The following is a 15,306-nucleotide window of genomic DNA, read 5'->3' on the forward strand; positions in this document are numbered from 1 at the left end:
CGCTGATTACAAAGATAAGAAAACTTATAAGCGTAGTTGCTAAAAACTCAAAGATGTTAAGAATAGACATAGCGTGTCCCCACCACCAATATCTAAAATCCGTTCCGAACAAAACAAAATAAATAAAAAGAGAAATTGCCTGAACTTCCCCTACTGATCTATCGGATTTTATAATGAGTATCCTTCCGATAAAGAAACTAATTATAAAAGATAGAATAATAAATACGAAATAAAGAGAACTAGCCAATAAGGCTTCCTGTGGTGAATACATTGTAACCTTCTTTTATATTGATTATTTTACCATTAATTATAATTAAAGGAAGTTATTTTATAAGGGTTTGTATTTTAGGAAATGTGGACATAAAAAAATCCTTTCCTATGTAGGCAAAGGATTCTTTTTTTATTGGAAATACTAAGGTATTTTAGTTATTATTGAAGCTTCAACACTTGCACTTAGTGACGATAAATAGAATGTTTTGGACAAGTTATGTAAATGATGAAAGCAATTATAAAGTGCGTTTGTTGTGTTGATCGTATGGTGAAAAGCAAAGCTAACATAACAAACATTCTAGACACTTATTAGTTTATCGTTCTACTTTGCTTTTAAATCAAATTTATCTTCTTTACCATTCCATTTTATTGTTACATGAAAAGGAGCGCTGCTGCTTTGAGTCGCACATCCGCTGCAGCCCCCATTTAAATTAATTTTTCCTCCTGTCTCGTCATCCGTACCTGATAATTTGCTTGTTTCCCCTTCCACGACATAAGAAACTTTTCCTAATTTCTCTTTGTCTTTTCCTTTATAGATAATACTGCCTTGTCCGTTTTCAGTATTCTCTCCTTTATTTAAAAGATACAAAGCTTTCCACTGATCCCCTTCCCCTTCAAAACGCACGCTTTCTTCCTTACTCCCACAGCTACTCAATACTAATAAAAGAATAGACATGAATCCTAAAAACAACAAATTTCTTTTCAATTTTGAATCCTCCTACACGGTAAAAAAGCAGCCATATATCCTATTGGGTAAATTTTTATTACTATCTGGCCTTTTTTTAAGTAATTTAAAGTGAGTTATTTTTCAATATGTTCTCCTGTTATCTTAATAAAACCATTTTTAAATAAAGCGTACCATTCTTCTAGTTCTTTACTCTTTAAAACATTTAATTTATTTAAAATGTCCTTCGAAAATTCTAATGCACCGCTTCCATTAGCTGTAATTAGACAGCCATCACTAACAGATTGTTTTTCTATATAATTTTCATCCCCTCGATAATTAGGTGCTCCTTCTTTCAAATAAGGTAATGAATTACCTGTATGTTTATTCTGATCAAGAAACCCATAGTTCCCTAAAAAGGTCGTTGCATCACAAATCGCTGCAACCGGAATGTTATGTTCAAAACAAAAGCTCACCAGTTTCTTTACCTGATGATTTTTCTCTTCTCTCCATCCCGTTCCCCCAGGCATAATTAACATCGCAAAGTCCAGTTTAAAAGGAAAGTCTTTTAGGCTGTAATCTGGAAGAACGGTCAATCCTCCCATTGAAGTTTTAGGGTGTTTGTCGATTGCCATTGTCTGAACTTGAAATCCTGTTCCCTGTTTATTTAACTCAGCTGTCACATAACTGGCTTCCCAATCAGCAAAACCATCTGTAATAAAGATCATCACTTTTTTCATACATACACCACCCCTAATTCTTGATTAGAAATATAACTAAGTACATGATCAATCACCTATTTTAATTTACCACTTTATATATATAGTGTAAAATAAAACCAATATCAAACTATTACGTTTAAAAACATCTATCTATAATTGAACAATGTTTCCATCTAAATCATGGTTTCTCTTCTTCTATTAAAGGGAATTAAACCCTAAAAGTGAACCTTAAAAGGAGACCATCATGGTTACAATTGAATCAATCATAATAGGTATTGTTTTTATCCTCATTCAACTATACGCATTAACGATTGTCGAACGTTCTCCAATCGGAGAGCAAAAGCTGCTCTCATTATCAGGCGGTGTAGCTATTGCCTACGTATTTATTTATATCTTACCCACGCTTCATAAGAAACAAGAAGAGTTTGGAGGATCGCTAGCCCTTGATACTGAACTATATTTTCTTGGTCTTCTCGGCTTACTCGTCTATTTTTCGGTGTATTCATTTGCTCAGACAAAAGCAGCCACACATCTAACGGAACTGACCGTGTACATGGTACAGGCTAGTTTTTTTATGGTTTATTCTTTTATCATTTCTTATGTCGTATTTTCAACCGATGTTAAGCGAGTTGAATCAGTATTCTACGGACTGGCTATCAGCCTTCATTTTATCGGGTGGTCCTATCATTTAGGAAAAAAACATAATCGCTTACACAAAAGCAGAGGCCGCTATATGCTTGCCGGGGCAACTTTTCTTGGGTGCATCATGGGCGTCTTCGGACCCTCATCCGGCTTGCTTATCGAGTCGATGATTGCTTTTAGTTCAGGTGCAATGTTATTTAACGTGATCAGTAAAGAACTCCCTTTTGAAAAACACGCGCACTTGCCAACCTTTTTAATCTCATCTCTTGTCTACGCCGGTACAATGATTTCGTTAAAAGCTTTTTTCAATTGGTAGTTGCGAGGTGTTGGGACAAAATAAAAAGAGCAGCCATAAAGGCTGCTCTTTTAAAGTATGGTTTTTATTACTAGATACACTGCAGCAATCGATGCAAGAACGATAAGTACATTCAAAATGCGATGTTGAGTAGCTAAGTGGCCTCGCTTCATTTCTGCACGAGTCAATGGTTTATTTTCATCGTGATTTCCACTCACTCTGTTACATCTCCTATCCTGTTTAGTTATTGGTTCTGCCAATTTAAGCAATAAGCTGATCTTTGTCAGCTGCTTCTTCCTTTTTTATCTTCCCTCTACATAAGATATAGAAAACACTAAACATAACAATCGACCAAATAAGATTAGCTCCTGGCTCAGTGTTAGCTACCTTAAACAAACTCGGTATAGATCCGAAAACAGAATCGTCCGTTGTAAGGAATAGAGCGAGAAACATGTTGTTGGCTGCGTGTGCGCCAATGGTAATTTCTAAGCTTTTTGTTTTAATCGCGATATATGTAAGAGCAAAACCAGCTACAATATAATCTAGTCCCACCAATATAATGGATTTATTCATTTCAGGATTAGCAAAATGACCTATTGAAAACATTAGTCCAACAATAATAGCAAGTAAAATTGGACGCTTCACCTTCTTACTCACCCATTGAAGAAGAAGCCCTCTAAAAAACAGCTCCTCTGTTGTTGTTTGAATAGGTACTAACAAAAATGTAATAAGTATTAATAGTACATACTCTTTCAGACTTACATGGTTCCATGAATAATCCGAATGGTTAAACACGACATCAATTAATTGTGAAACGATTAGTAACAGGCTAAAAGCTCCAAAAGACCATATTACTTTCTTCCAATTCACACGTTTGTTAGCAGTGATTAATGATTTCATTTTTCGTTTGTGAATAAGACGAATCCCGATCCATAAACCAAAAATCCAGCATATGTACATAATATGAGACAACAGAAAATCAAGATTAGCATTGATTCCTACAGCTACCCCACTATCAAAATCAAAATATGATTTTCCACTTTCATCATCTGCAACCATTATCATTTCAGCAATAATATAAATAATTGATCCTAACAGCATAAACACAGAAGCAAGGATTGTTGTACTTACATAACGCTTCCAGCTATTTCTTCCTTCTTCCACATTTAAATAGTTTTTCATTTTCTTCTTACTCCCTCAGCCTTCTCTTCTCAATTACATAGTTCTTCTCTACTTAGTTGTTGTCTAGGCAATGTAAAAATCTATTAGGATCCGAAGTCCTGCAATCATTTTAACTACCGCCTGCTTTTTACCTTTAAAGATAAGGAAAGAGACTGACAATATGAAGAAATCACAACTCTACCCATTACCTCTTTATATAAAATTTAGCGCCTTAAAAGCCGTTAAAAAACAGCTTCTTCTAAAAGAAGACTCGACACCAAGTCATCGTTAACCTTTATATCTTGCTCATACGTGCCCGCATACACATAATTTTGAAGAAAATACTTGCTACTCAAGAATATATATCCTAGAACAACTAAAATAAATATTTTTTTCAACATCGTCCTCACCTTTTTATCCAAAGTTTTCCCCTCACGGATGCTACCACAACCGCTAAGGGCTTATCTATAAACAGCTTTTCATTTTTTAAAATTAGCTACCATTCTATCTAACATCGCAAAACATATATAAGTTACAAATATATTACATTATTATTACAAATGTAACAATTACATTATAACTAAGAAAAAGAGGATAATCAATATGAAGTGTTTAGTAACGCAAATAAAATTGCTAGATTAATATAATGCATCTAAATAAATCAAAACATTATGCAAAAGTGCACACGTTTTCTGGCAGGAATATTTAAATATTAAATAAGAGTGTTTTTAACTCTTTTCATCTCATTATGGACTGATCTTATAGTATAATTTTGGATTTTAATTGAATTTTTAGTTTTATATTCTATAATAGTGAAGGTAAACTAAAGAGGCTGGTGAAAAAGGTAGGTTTAATATGGTTGAACAAGTTAGTGGTGTAAAGTACTACTGCCTTAGTCAAGAAGTTTAGACCGTAACAAAAAAGCATAGAAAACAACTATGCTATAGCACTTTAGAACAAGGTGGAAATAAAATGATTTTTATACCTATATTATCTTTAATAATTGGTTTGTATCTGTTAGTTTCAGGAATTTTTATAATTATAAGGGATAAAAATATAAAAGGAAAAACTAAAAAAGCTTTAGTTTTTTTAGCAGTAGCATCAGATATAGCAACCGATCCAGTGTCATCTTCAGGATTCCGGATTATGCTTGGTGCTGTTTTATTAATAGCTGGATTCATTTTATTATAAGAAATAAACATTAATAATTCATTGTATTTAAAAAGGTTCCATCCATTTAGAGATAGGAACCCTTTTTATGATCAAATATACAGCCTTGATACTGATTTAGCTTAATCATTATTTACGGCTATAACCATTTTTTAATTATTTTGGATCTAATGGTGGCACACGAAATAGCTGCTTTAAAAAATCATCGAAAGTATCTGCTATTTTAATATACTCCCATTCTATAGTGTCGTACGTTGAAGTTGAGAAGTTTTCTGCGATATACATAACAGCAGGATTTTGTGATCTATTGTGATAATTCAACACGACCCAATAGTGAAAATCTGTCCATAATACCACAAATTCACCGGTGAGGCTTACTTCTTTTAATAGTTCTTTAGAAGACAAGATGCTTATATCTTCCTTTTCAAAATGTATAGGATCAATATCGCTAATCCTTGCTCTTCCTCCATAAGGAATACTTTCGGTATCTCCATCAGGTAACATAAAGTATGGATAGTTAAGTCCTCCACCATTTCTTATTTTCATTAAATCCAATAATGAACTAGGTAACTTAACACCTAAAATAGCTTCAGCTTGCTTTATGATTTCATCATTTATCGGATAATCTATACGCTTATATTCACTATCGTCACTCCAAAAACTATCTCCTCGATAAAATTCTTTTTTCAAAACTTCACCTTCTTCCAATTTAAGTATTAAGTAATTGTTTTAATTCCTTTTTTAAGCTTTTATAATGCCAATGAATATGATCAAGTTCTATCTCTATTTCAATTAATTGTTTGATTAGCTTTTCTTGATTTAGTGAAGAACGAAGAGTTTCTCTAATTAATCGATCAATTTTATTACTGCTTTCGTAAATGTTGTTTAAATCAACTGCTAATTCCACATACTCTTTTTTTTGAATCAAATAAGGAAAACTTCTTTATTAGTTCATCTACAAGGGTCGGCTTCACTTTAACCGCTCCCTTTTAACCCTTATGTATTTTAGATATTTCCATCCTCTATAAAAAATTATTAAAACTGGTTAGAGTAGTTTATTAGAATAGTTCAGTTCCATAAATTTCTTCATTTGTGATATTATTGACTCGTTTTACCATACAGCGTGTACCTTTTCTTCTAATTTATTTGTTTGGAGAAAGATGTTTCAAATACAGATCTTAATAAAATAGCACCTTGGATATTTTAAATTCAAATTACCCATAATATCGTTACATGTCTTTTGCGTAAAAGGAGCGAAGTAACGATGGAACTGAAAAGAATAGTAGGCCTCACCTTTTTATCAAGCGTTATCTTATTTTCGGGACCTTTATCATTGGTCAATGCATCGGTAAATGATTCTAAAATGACTGTAAAACATTCAGTGAAAGAAGAGCTGCCCAATATAAAAATTTTGGCCACTGGAGGTACGATTGCAGGTTCTTCTGAAAGCAGCACAGACACAACTGGATATGAATCAGGAGCTCTTAACATTAAAACAATTATCAAAGCTGTTCCTCAGTTGAAAAAACTAGCGAATGTAAGCGGAGAACAGGTCGTAAATATCGGAAGTCAAAATATAGATAACACCATTTTGTTAAAGTTAGCGAAACGAATTAATACGCTATTAGCGTCTAAAGACGTTGATGGTATTGTCGTGACACACGGATCTGATACGATGGAGGAAACGGCTTATTTTCTAAATTTAGTAGTAAAAAGTAAAAAACCTGTGGTTGTGGTTGGTTCAATGAGACCAGCTACCGCTATAAGTGCAGATGGACCGCTAAACTTGTATAATGCAGTGAAAATTGCTTCTAAAAAGGACGCACGAAATACCGGTGTTTTAGTGGCACTTAACGATCGAATTGGCGCAGCTCGCTATATAACAAAAACGCATACAACGGCAGTTGATACGTTTAAATCTCTTGAACAAGGATATGTAGGAGAAATAGCTGGAGATAAGGTATTATTTTATAACAAACCAACTCGCAAGCATACAACGCAATCAACATTTGATGTATCAAAATTAGATAAGCTTCCTCAAGTAGACATCATATATGGATACCAAAACGACTCTAGGAACTTTTATGACACGGCCGTAAAAGCCGGAGCAAAAGGAATAGTCGTCGCAGGAGCAGGAAACGGACTGCTATCGGATGCTGCCCTAGCAGGTGCTAGAGATGCGGTAAAAAAAGGCGTAGTTATTGTGAGGTCTAGCCGGGTAGGAAGCGGAGTTGTGACACATGAAGATTCAGATGCTAAAGATACGTTTGTTACATCCGATTCGCTAAATCCACAAAAAGCCCGTATTCTTTTAATGCTTGCCTTAACGAGAACGAAGGATCCTCAAAAGATTCAAGAATATTTTAATGAGTATTAAATCAAAAATATCTTTCATCCTCTGTTTTGACTAATTTTTTAAAAACAATCGTTAACGACAGCTTATAAGAAGAACATAAAGAGGTTGAGACATCACTAACATACTTTTGCCTCACCCTCTTTTAAAAATGAAAGAAACTATCAGCAGGTTCCTTATTCATTTCCCCAGTTCTTGCTTTCCATAATTAAATGATTTGAGGTGCCGTCTAGTACACGCCACACTAAAGTCTTGCCTTCTATATCCTTTAACTCGATAATGCCCTCTAGCTTATTGGTATTCACATGGACACGTCTTTCATCTATTCTTTGCGCACTTTTTAATCTTGTTCCAAATGTTGCAGGACTTTCTTCCGTTAGCTTTACAATGACATTTATCATACGTTTGTCAGAGACATAGTTTTTGCTGTTCTCGTAGTTCTTATCAGCAGGCTTAATAGCCTGTTCTGACCCAGTTTCGTATTGGCGCCAATCAACAATTAAAAAAATCGCAAATACTAAAGACACTGTGAGTAACAAGCCGTACGCAACATATCGTTTCATTTATTTTTGCTCCTTTCTGATAGTGGCTGATAGGTAAAGCGAAGAACATCCCTGTTAAGGAGATAGGTTGTATCAGAAAATAGTATCGTACCACTTTAAGAAATATTCCTTTTTTAAGAAAAAATAAAAGAAGTTATATTTTTTATAGGCCTTCCCTGCTCAAATTGCATGAACCAAGAGAGATTTGTATACGGCTCGTTTTTAGCTGCCACTATTACTTCGCCATAAACTAAATTAAAAAAGGTTCCACTCATCAACGTTCAATGAGTGAAACCTTTTTGGATTATCTCAGGCTAGCTGTACCATTGCTTTTTTGTAGGGGAGCTTATGATAACAAACAGTTACTTTATTACTGAAATACTGCCGTTATGAGTGGCTAGTTTAATGATATTCTTTCCTTTTCCAATAACAGCACTACTATCATATTTATTTAAAATATCGACTTTTCCATTGTCCACGGAAACATTAAATTGAACGTTACTTGGTTCTTTTTTCGTCGTAATCTTAATCTTTCCATTGTTCGTTTTAAAGTCAATATCTCGATCAAGTTCTTTTGTTTCTAAAGCGATACTTCCGTTATGGGTTTCCCCTTTTAAACTACCTTGCACGTTACTCAGCGTTATTTTTCCATTATTCACTTTTGCTTGAACCGTTTTTGCTGCAGCATTTTTTATGCTTGTAAGTCCATTGTGTACGCTGGTGTTCAGGTTTTGTGAATCAATGTCCTCTAATTCTACACGTCCATTGTTTGCGCCAATGGAAACATCCGCTGCGCGTAATTTTTTAACAGACACATACCCATTGTTGCTGGAAATCCCCAATGAATTATACTGTTTTTCAGGCAGATAAACGTTGATGGATAGCGGTTTTAATACACTAACAATATCAAAATTGACCCAGCTGCGCTGCTGTTCATTATAGGAGATGAAAAGCGTTGAATTTTTAACGGCAGTAGTGAAGTCTCTTTTTATATTAGGAGATGTTTCGCCTTTTAATGTTACTTTGACATTATCGCCTTTGATAGGGTACACATGAACACGGGTATTATCCGTATCGATGTTTACCTTGGATACTTGATTGCTGTTGATCGTTTTTTCTTTTGAAATAGGTTCAGGATCAATCGCACGATAAGTAAGGAGACTTCCTATAATCCCAACAAGGATGAGAATACCTGCAAGAATGGAGAGTTTCTTTTTATTCAGCACGTTTTAAACCGCCTTTCACCAGTGATACATTGTATTTTAGATAACGTACAAAGCCTTTTATAGCTAGCTTCGTTACAACGAACATACCTAACATAATAAAATATCCTATTCCGCAAAATGCTAAAGACATGAATAAATTAAAGAGAAAAAAGCCGCTCGAATGTACAATAGCCTCACCGAGAACTAGAATAGGAGATAGCAAGAAACATAGACCTATGGCCCAAGCTGACAAAATGAAGCCGGCTAATGCGACGGCGGGCCCAAGCACAATCACTACATTAAAAAAAGCTAAACCAATTACGGCCCAAGTGGCTCTCAAAATATTTTGAGTTGTTGCCTTAGCTGTTGCTTGCTCAACGTGATAATCTGCCAGCAATTCTTTGGCTATTTGATTCGGAGAACCTAGCGACGTTACAATTTCTTCTTCTGTTTTTCCTTCTTCTAAGCCAATGGAAAAATGTTCTTCATAATCTTGTAGAATATCTGCACGTTCTTTTGAAGACAATGGTTTTAAGGATTCATTTAATTGCTGTAAAAATTTACTCTTCGACATTGTTCACACCTTCTTTAATTAATTGATTAACACCTCTTGAAAACTCGTTCCATTCATCGATAAGTTCGTATAAATAATCCCTGCCTTTAGCTGTAAGCTGATAATACTTCCTTGAGGGACCTTCTGTAGATTCCTTTAAGTACGTTGTAAAATATTCTTCTTTTGTTAATCGGCGCAGAAGAGGATATACCGACCCTTCTGATATTTCAATTTGATCGGAGATTTTTTGAACTAATTCATATCCATAGCGGTCTTTCTTATCAAGCAACACAAGGACACAAAGCTCTAAAACTCCTTTTTTAAATTGCACGTTCACTGTTCTTCACCCTTTTCTTTTCACAGTCCACTACTGTTTATTGTATAGTACTGATTCATAATGATTTCCTAATAATTACAATATATCACCAGCTATTGTTTATTGCAAGGTACTGTTTAATAATTTTTAACTATTTTTACAATCGTAAGGTATTTTTTATAAAGCAAGGTTCAACCTTCTTTTTCTAATTAGCTTATATATGGAATTTTTTTAACGCGGCCAAAAGAAAAAGCAGCCTATAACTATAGACTACATAGCAGCAATCAAGCCAGGCTATTTTTCTTTTGCTTGTTTGATAAATAAAAAGAAAACCGTTATTAAGATAAAATAGTTTAGCGGGTTTTGGAAAACGTCTCCGCCTAAAGCCAATTGTAATAAGATCCATAAAGCGAATATCACTAGTATGGCTGGTATTATAAGTTTGTTCATACATCACTCATCCTTCGTCTAAGAGTAATAAAGCAATCGTGGCTCTCAATATTTTTTTATACTGTAAAATCAAATCCATAAATAGCTTTGAAAGTATACTGATTGAATATTTATAAGAATATCACCTTTAAGATAAAATTTAACAATTGTTACTATAATTGATAGAAATGCCTTAAATACATTTGATTTTTTTGTAATAAATTAAAGAAAAAAGAAACCGTTATTTTACATTTTCAAACAATAAAAAACAGCCAATTTTATGGCTGTTTTAAAGTAGAGTGCTATCAAAAATTTCATTTTCTAGGTGGTGCAAACCTTTCATTATTCATGAATTTTCCATCCATTTAAGGCTTTAGCCGTATCGGCGGTAAAATGATCAATGATTTCACTTTTCCCGCTGTCCATAGCAGTAATGGCTGCCATATCTTCATCACTTAACGTGAAATCCCAGACGTTAAAGTTTTCAGCGATACGTTCTTTACGAACAGATTTTGGAATGGTAACGACACCACGTTGAATATGCCAGCGCAAAATAACTTGTGCCACTGTTTTTCCATATTTCGCTCCAATACCGGAAAGTAATTCATTTTGGAAGATATTATTTTGACCTTCTGCAAATGGTCCCCATGATTGTATTTGCACACCGTATTCTTCCATCACTTTCTTTGCAGCTTTCTGTTGAAAAAAAGGATGATTCTCCACTTGATTTACAGCTGGCACAACTTCATTATTTAAGATTAAATCAACTAAACGATCCGGATAAAAGTTGGATACACCGATAGCACGAATTTCCCCTTCTTTATAAAGCTCTTCCATTGCACGCCAAGAACCATAATAATCATTAAACGGCTGGTGAATTAAGTACAAATCAAGATAGTCAAGCCCTAGTTTGTCCAAAGAAACATGAAAGGCTTTTTTAGCACTTTCATAACCTTGATCCTGAACCCAAAGCTTTGTTGTGATAAAAAGCTCTTCTCTTGGAATACCACTTTTTTTGATAGCTGCACCAACCGCCTCTTCATTCATATAGGCCGCCGCTGTATCAATTAGACGATACCCTGCTTCAAGCGCGTTGGATACTGCTTGTTCACATTGAGCTGAATCAGGAACTTGAAATACACCGAAGCCTAAGATTGGCATTTCGACACCATTGTTTAAAGTAACTTTTTGCATATAAAATTCCTCCTGTTTTACATCGTAAGTTTCGTTAATCTTGCACAAATATTATCCTAATACCTTCGTGTAACACGAGGTCAAGAACTTTACATAAATTAAGTTAAATCTTTCAATGATGAATTAAAGCGTATACGGTGAAGGAAGTGGATAAACTATACCTTCAGCTTTATGTTCGGCTGGGTATTTGTTTAGATTACTTTGATGGTACTAACAAATTTATTGACTTGAACCATAATCATCTTCTTGCCTTCGTGTTACACGAATGTGATAGATTTTAAACAGTAATAAAGAAAAAATGTTTATGGGAGTGGCCAAAATGTATACGGTGAAAGATGTGGCTAAGCTGCTTGACATAACGGAACATACCGTTCGTTTCTACACGGATAAAGGATTAGTTCCGAGCGTACAGCGTGATAAAAACAATATTCGTCTTTTTGATCAAGAATCCATTAATTGGCTGACAGGTGTTAAATATTTAAAACAATGTGGGATGACAGTGGAAGACATTAAAACCTACGTAGATTTGTGTTTAGAAGGTGGAAGTACTATTCATGAGCGCTATGAAATCATTTTAAAGCAAAAAGAGATCGCTCAAGCTCAATTAGAGGAAGCTAAAAGAACTGTAAAATATATGGACGAAAAAGCAAATCATTATCTTGATGTTATTAACGGTTTATCGCCAGATGACACTAACCCTGGCGAATGGGAGTTAATACATGCTAATAAAACATTCAAAGGATCTTAACATCACCTCTATATCGGCAGTAAAAAGACTTATCTAGCATACCGTATAGACAAGTCTTTTTACTGTCCTCGGTTTTCAACTTTAACTCTCTTTAAAATATCCTGGGCGATTACAGCCGCTTTACTCCATTTGTTTGAGCTAGACCGATACCCTGTCAGTTTAGAGTGTGTGCAAATTCTTCCTGCAGTTCTTTTAAAAACGCATTCGCCGCAGCTGAAAGAACATGATGCTTTTTCCACACAATATTTAAGCCTGATTCAAGTCTTGGCTGTAAGGGTCTGAAACAAAGATTACTAGCAGTAGACGTATTGACTATTTTATCAAGTGTTATTGCATATCCGATGCCTTCTTCAACCATAATGGCCGCATTATATGCAAGATTGTATGTAGTGACGATGTTTAATTTATGAAAGTCTTCGCCAAACCAATCCGCAAATTCATTTTTGGAAAACGTCTGTTTCATGGCCTGTCGTGAACAAATCAGTGGAACGTTTAATAAATCCCCAGCTTGAATGCTTTCTTTGAGGGCAAGAGGACTGTCTTTTCTCATCACAACGCCCCAAACATCTTTGGCAGGCATATTAAGATAATTGTATTTTGAAATATCGGCTGGCTGAATTAAAATACCGAAATCAAGCAATCCCTTGTCAAGCCGTTCCGTTATATCTTCTTCGTTTCCGCTGTAGAGGTGATATCGTATATTAGGATAACGTACCTGTACATCTTTTGCTACTCGTGCAATGTGTTTCATTGCTTCAGTTTCTCCGCCGCCTATATAGACATCACCACCTATTGTTTCTTCCATCGAACTAAATTCTGCCTCTAATTTATCCACCATATTAACGATTTCCTCTGCCCTGTTTCGCAGAAGCATTCCTTCATCTGTCAGAAAGACACTGTGACTGCTGCGAATAAATAGTTTTTTACCTAACTCTTGTTCAAGGTCTTTTAATTGTCTAGACAAAGTTGGCTGTGTCACATGCAAAACATCAGCAGCTCTCGTGATGTTTCCTTCTCTTGCAACCGCAAGAAAATAGCGCAAAACTCGAATTTCCATATCCCCCTCCTCCTTTCATAAGCTTTAGTATATACACTCCAGAAATGCTTATCAAACATATCATGATATAAGATATAAGTATTTTTTATATTCAAAAGAAGCCGTTAGAATAAATAACAAAGAAGTTTATATCACAAAAACAACACCTTTACTTATTCAAAGTGGAAAGGAGCTTAAAATGAAAAAAAAATCTATGATTACACGTGTATGTAAAGTGATTGCCCTGTGCTTGCTTGTATCCACGACCATTGTTGCATCAAAAACTGACGTTAGCGCTGCATCGAAGACCGACGCTGCATACAAACCAGACATGTCCAATGGAGCAGATAATTTTTACAAAAGCAAGAAGGTAACAAAGAAAAAGGTTTCGTTTGAAAATCAATACAATATGAAAGTTGCAGGGAATCTTTTCATTCCAAAAGGTCTTAATAAAAAAACGAAGCACCCAGCAATCATCGTCGGGCATCCTATGGGTGCTGTGAAAGAACAAAGTGCAAATTTATACGCACAAAAGATGGCTGAAAAAGGTTTCGTTACGCTGTCATTAGATTTATCTTTTTGGGGAGAAAGTGAAGGCCAGCCTCGCAACGCTGTCTCACCAGATATCTATGCAGAAGATTTCAGTGCTGCAGTGGATTTCATAGGCACTCGAAAATTTGTTGATAAAGGCAGAATCGGTATTCTTGGTATTTGTGGCAGCGGGAGCTTTGCCATTAGCGCAGCCAAGCTCGACCCGCGCATGAAAGCCATTGCGACAGTCAGTATGTATGACATGGGGGCTGCTAACCGCAACGGGCTTAAACACTCTCAGACTGTCGAACAGAGAAAGAAGATTCTTGAAGAGGCAGCAGAGCAGCGCTATGTGGAATTTAAAGGCGGTAAAACTAAGTACACCGGCGGAACGGTACACGAATTAAATGAAAACTCTACGGACGTTGAACGTGAGTTTTATGATTTTTATCGTACTCCAAGAGGTGAATACACACCTAAAGGTTCGTCGCCAAAGCTGACGACTCACCCAACGCTTACCAGCAACGTTAAATTCATGAATTTTTATCCGTTTGAAGACATAGAGACGATTTCTCCTCGTCCAATGTTGTTCATTACCGGTGAAAACGCTCACTCTAGAGAGTTCAGCGAAGACGCCTACAAGCTAGCAGCTCAACCAAAAGAACTCTATATTGTTCCAGGCGCCGGGCATGTGGACTTGTATGATCGAGTGAATTTAATTCCTTTTGACAAGCTTGAATCCTTCTTCAAAGAAAATTTGAAGAAACAATAAGGCTCGTAAAGAGCATGACATCTTAATCGTAATTTGTATGAATTCCGGCCTATATTGTCGGAATTCATACGTTTTCGCCAATAGAATTTGAAAATTTAAAGGTAAAAATAGAAGGAGTCTAACAAGATGAAAAAGCTGTTGTGCCTAGCTTCTATCTTAGTAACAAGCGTTGTCCTTGCCGCTTGTGGCAACAATAATTCATCTGCAACCGACAGAAATCATAATGCAAATGACAACTTAAACCGGGAACCAGAACAATCAAAAGAAGATAGTATTTCAAATGCAAGAATAAAATTAACATTTGACAACAAAGAAGTAGTAGTAAGGATGTACAATAACCCAATAAGTAAGGATTTTCTAGCTCGATTACCTTTAACAGTAACTTTTGAAGATTATATAGGTAAAGAAAAAATTAGTATTTTGCAAAAAAGATTATCAGCAGATGATGTACAAGCTGGAGATCTATCAAAAAAAGGCGACTTTGCTTATTACGCTCCTTGGGGCAATGTAGCTATTTTTTATAAAGGTTTTGAGGATGCCACAAATGACCTTATCATACTAGGTCAGATTGAGTCTGGAAAAGAAAACGTTGAAAATATTCATGGTGATTTTACAGTTACCATTAAAAAAGTGACTAAGTAAAAACATGACAATTGCTCTTTAAACAGCCCGCTTTGAAGCAGCTAGAACATAACGCTTTTTA

Annotated in this window: 20 protein-coding genes; 6 read left to right on the top strand and 14 right to left on the bottom strand. The window is 35.2% G+C overall.

The window, feature by feature from the left end; all coding sequences use genetic code 11:
* Positions 1-592 precede the first annotated feature (592 nt).
* Both JNUCC25_RS18645 and JNUCC25_RS18650 read right to left on the bottom strand, forming a co-directional pair.
* Positions 593-976 carry a hypothetical protein gene (locus JNUCC25_RS18645; RefSeq protein ID WP_029323524.1) on the bottom strand — a complete coding sequence of 128 codons (384 nt, stop codon included), beginning with the start codon at positions 974-976 and terminating at the stop codon, positions 593-595.
* Positions 977-1,071: 95 nt separating this feature from the next.
* A complete protein-coding gene (locus tag JNUCC25_RS18650; protein ID WP_064471994.1) occupies positions 1,072-1,674 on the bottom strand; it encodes a type 1 glutamine amidotransferase family protein in 603 nt (200 codons plus the stop codon).
* Positions 1,675-1,900: 226 nt separating this feature from the next.
* On the opposite strand from JNUCC25_RS18650, the gene JNUCC25_RS18655 reads away from it, so the two are divergent.
* Positions 1,901-2,614: a hypothetical protein gene (locus tag JNUCC25_RS18655; RefSeq protein WP_013058417.1), complete on the top strand. Its 714-nt coding sequence runs from the start codon at positions 1,901-1,903 to the stop codon at positions 2,612-2,614.
* 50 nt (positions 2,615-2,664) lie between these two features.
* On the opposite strand, the gene JNUCC25_RS18660 is transcribed toward JNUCC25_RS18655, so the two are convergent.
* From JNUCC25_RS18660 to JNUCC25_RS18670, 3 genes are all read right to left on the bottom strand, one after another.
* Entirely contained in the window at positions 2,665-2,811 is a 147-nt protein-coding gene (locus tag JNUCC25_RS18660) for a hypothetical protein (protein ID WP_014458831.1), read from the bottom strand.
* Between the two features lie 43 nt (positions 2,812-2,854).
* A complete protein-coding gene (locus JNUCC25_RS18665) occupies positions 2,855-3,775 on the bottom strand; it encodes a CPBP family intramembrane glutamic endopeptidase (protein ID WP_454222303.1) in 921 nt (306 codons plus the stop codon).
* A gap of 221 nt (positions 3,776-3,996) precedes the next feature.
* On the bottom strand, positions 3,997-4,155 hold the full coding sequence (locus tag JNUCC25_RS18670; protein WP_013058419.1) for a hypothetical protein: 159 nt from the start codon (positions 4,153-4,155) through the stop codon (positions 3,997-3,999).
* Positions 4,156-4,726: 571 nt separating this feature from the next.
* On the opposite strand from JNUCC25_RS18670, the gene JNUCC25_RS18675 reads away from it, so the two are divergent.
* A complete protein-coding gene (locus JNUCC25_RS18675; RefSeq protein ID WP_013058420.1) occupies positions 4,727-4,945 on the top strand; it encodes a hypothetical protein in 219 nt (72 codons plus the stop codon).
* A 135-nt stretch (positions 4,946-5,080) separates the two neighbouring features.
* Here the strand turns inward: JNUCC25_RS18675 and JNUCC25_RS18680 are convergent, their stop codons facing one another.
* Both JNUCC25_RS18680 and JNUCC25_RS18685 read right to left on the bottom strand, forming a co-directional pair.
* Entirely contained in the window at positions 5,081-5,614 is a 534-nt protein-coding gene (locus JNUCC25_RS18680; RefSeq protein ID WP_029323530.1) for an SMI1/KNR4 family protein, read from the bottom strand.
* A gap of 19 nt (positions 5,615-5,633) precedes the next feature.
* Positions 5,634-5,852 carry a hypothetical protein gene (locus JNUCC25_RS18685; RefSeq protein WP_225518845.1) on the bottom strand — a complete coding sequence of 73 codons (219 nt, stop codon included), beginning with the start codon at positions 5,850-5,852 and terminating at the stop codon, positions 5,634-5,636.
* Between the two features lie 336 nt (positions 5,853-6,188).
* Here JNUCC25_RS18685 and JNUCC25_RS18690 point away from each other — a divergent pair, with 336 nt between their 5' ends.
* On the top strand, positions 6,189-7,301 hold the full coding sequence (locus JNUCC25_RS18690) for a type II asparaginase (protein WP_454222306.1): 1,113 nt from the start codon (positions 6,189-6,191) through the stop codon (positions 7,299-7,301).
* A 152-nt stretch (positions 7,302-7,453) separates the two neighbouring features.
* On the opposite strand, the gene JNUCC25_RS18695 is transcribed toward JNUCC25_RS18690, so the two are convergent.
* From JNUCC25_RS18695 to JNUCC25_RS18720, 6 genes are all read right to left on the bottom strand, one after another.
* Positions 7,454-7,840, bottom strand: coding sequence for a hypothetical protein (locus JNUCC25_RS18695; protein ID WP_029323535.1), 387 nt, complete (start codon positions 7,838-7,840; stop codon positions 7,454-7,456).
* Positions 7,841-8,181: 341 nt separating this feature from the next.
* Positions 8,182-9,045 carry a DUF4097 family beta strand repeat-containing protein gene (locus JNUCC25_RS18700; RefSeq protein WP_098602535.1) on the bottom strand — a complete coding sequence of 288 codons (864 nt, stop codon included), beginning with the start codon at positions 9,043-9,045 and terminating at the stop codon, positions 8,182-8,184.
* Positions 9,035-9,598, bottom strand: coding sequence for an HAAS signaling domain-containing protein (locus JNUCC25_RS18705; protein WP_029323539.1), 564 nt, complete (start codon positions 9,596-9,598; stop codon positions 9,035-9,037). The genes JNUCC25_RS18700 and JNUCC25_RS18705 overlap by 11 nt, the downstream gene beginning before the upstream one ends.
* Entirely contained in the window at positions 9,585-9,914 is a 330-nt protein-coding gene (locus JNUCC25_RS18710) for a PadR family transcriptional regulator (RefSeq protein WP_013058428.1), read from the bottom strand. Before JNUCC25_RS18710 ends, JNUCC25_RS18705 begins: the two co-directional genes overlap by 14 nt.
* A gap of 273 nt (positions 9,915-10,187) precedes the next feature.
* The gene (locus JNUCC25_RS18715) at positions 10,188-10,343 is read right to left on the bottom strand and encodes a hypothetical protein (RefSeq protein WP_029323541.1); all 156 of its coding nucleotides are present in this window, start codon (positions 10,341-10,343) and stop codon (positions 10,188-10,190) included.
* Between the two features lie 321 nt (positions 10,344-10,664).
* Entirely contained in the window at positions 10,665-11,516 is an 852-nt protein-coding gene (locus tag JNUCC25_RS18720) for an aldo/keto reductase (protein ID WP_078082081.1), read from the bottom strand.
* 319 nt (positions 11,517-11,835) lie between these two features.
* Between JNUCC25_RS18720 and JNUCC25_RS18725 the strand changes: the two genes are divergently transcribed.
* Entirely contained in the window at positions 11,836-12,264 is a 429-nt protein-coding gene (locus tag JNUCC25_RS18725; protein ID WP_454222309.1) for a MerR family transcriptional regulator, read from the top strand.
* Between the two features lie 154 nt (positions 12,265-12,418).
* On the opposite strand, the gene JNUCC25_RS18730 is transcribed toward JNUCC25_RS18725, so the two are convergent.
* Positions 12,419-13,321 (bottom strand): LysR family transcriptional regulator, encoded by a 903-nt coding sequence (locus tag JNUCC25_RS18730; protein WP_013058430.1) that lies wholly within the window; start codon positions 13,319-13,321, stop codon positions 12,419-12,421.
* 178 nt (positions 13,322-13,499) lie between these two features.
* On the opposite strand from JNUCC25_RS18730, the gene JNUCC25_RS18735 reads away from it, so the two are divergent.
* Both JNUCC25_RS18735 and JNUCC25_RS18740 read left to right on the top strand, forming a co-directional pair.
* Positions 13,500-14,603 carry an alpha/beta hydrolase gene (locus JNUCC25_RS18735; protein WP_098277796.1) on the top strand — a complete coding sequence of 368 codons (1,104 nt, stop codon included), beginning with the start codon at positions 13,500-13,502 and terminating at the stop codon, positions 14,601-14,603.
* A 126-nt stretch (positions 14,604-14,729) separates the two neighbouring features.
* Positions 14,730-15,245: a cyclophilin-like fold protein gene (locus JNUCC25_RS18740; RefSeq protein WP_140457004.1), complete on the top strand. Its 516-nt coding sequence runs from the start codon at positions 14,730-14,732 to the stop codon at positions 15,243-15,245.
* Positions 15,246-15,306 lie beyond the last annotated feature (61 nt).

This window comes from Priestia sp. JNUCC 25, assembly GCF_053667915.1.

Excerpts from the sequence above, each read along its gene's own strand:
- JNUCC25_RS18730 (WP_013058430.1), bottom strand. The coding sequence starts at position 13,321 with ATGGAAATTCGAGTTTTGCGCTATTTTCTTGCGGTTGCAAGAGAAGGA.
- JNUCC25_RS18695 (WP_029323535.1), bottom strand. The coding sequence starts at position 7,840 with ATGAAACGATATGTTGCGTACGGCTTGTTACTCACAGTGTCTTTAGTA.
- JNUCC25_RS18670 (WP_013058419.1), bottom strand. The coding sequence starts at position 4,155 with ATGTTGAAAAAAATATTTATTTTAGTTGTTCTAGGATATATATTCTTG.
- JNUCC25_RS18740 (WP_140457004.1), top strand. The coding sequence starts at position 14,730 with ATGAAAAAGCTGTTGTGCCTAGCTTCTATCTTAGTAACAAGCGTTGTC.
- JNUCC25_RS18720 (WP_078082081.1), bottom strand. The coding sequence starts at position 11,516 with ATGCAAAAAGTTACTTTAAACAATGGTGTCGAAATGCCAATCTTAGGC.
- JNUCC25_RS18690 (WP_454222306.1), top strand. The coding sequence starts at position 6,189 with ATGGAACTGAAAAGAATAGTAGGCCTCACCTTTTTATCAAGCGTTATC.
- JNUCC25_RS18725 (WP_454222309.1), top strand. The coding sequence starts at position 11,836 with ATGTATACGGTGAAAGATGTGGCTAAGCTGCTTGACATAACGGAACAT.
- JNUCC25_RS18665 (WP_454222303.1), bottom strand. The coding sequence starts at position 3,775 with ATGAAAAACTATTTAAATGTGGAAGAAGGAAGAAATAGCTGGAAGCGT.
- JNUCC25_RS18675 (WP_013058420.1), top strand. The coding sequence starts at position 4,727 with ATGATTTTTATACCTATATTATCTTTAATAATTGGTTTGTATCTGTTA.
- JNUCC25_RS18715 (WP_029323541.1), bottom strand. The coding sequence starts at position 10,343 with ATGAACAAACTTATAATACCAGCCATACTAGTGATATTCGCTTTATGG.
- JNUCC25_RS18650 (WP_064471994.1), bottom strand. The coding sequence starts at position 1,674 with ATGAAAAAAGTGATGATCTTTATTACAGATGGTTTTGCTGATTGGGAA.
- JNUCC25_RS18705 (WP_029323539.1), bottom strand. The coding sequence starts at position 9,598 with ATGTCGAAGAGTAAATTTTTACAGCAATTAAATGAATCCTTAAAACCA.
- JNUCC25_RS18735 (WP_098277796.1), top strand. The coding sequence starts at position 13,500 with ATGAAAAAAAAATCTATGATTACACGTGTATGTAAAGTGATTGCCCTG.
- JNUCC25_RS18655 (WP_013058417.1), top strand. The coding sequence starts at position 1,901 with ATGGTTACAATTGAATCAATCATAATAGGTATTGTTTTTATCCTCATT.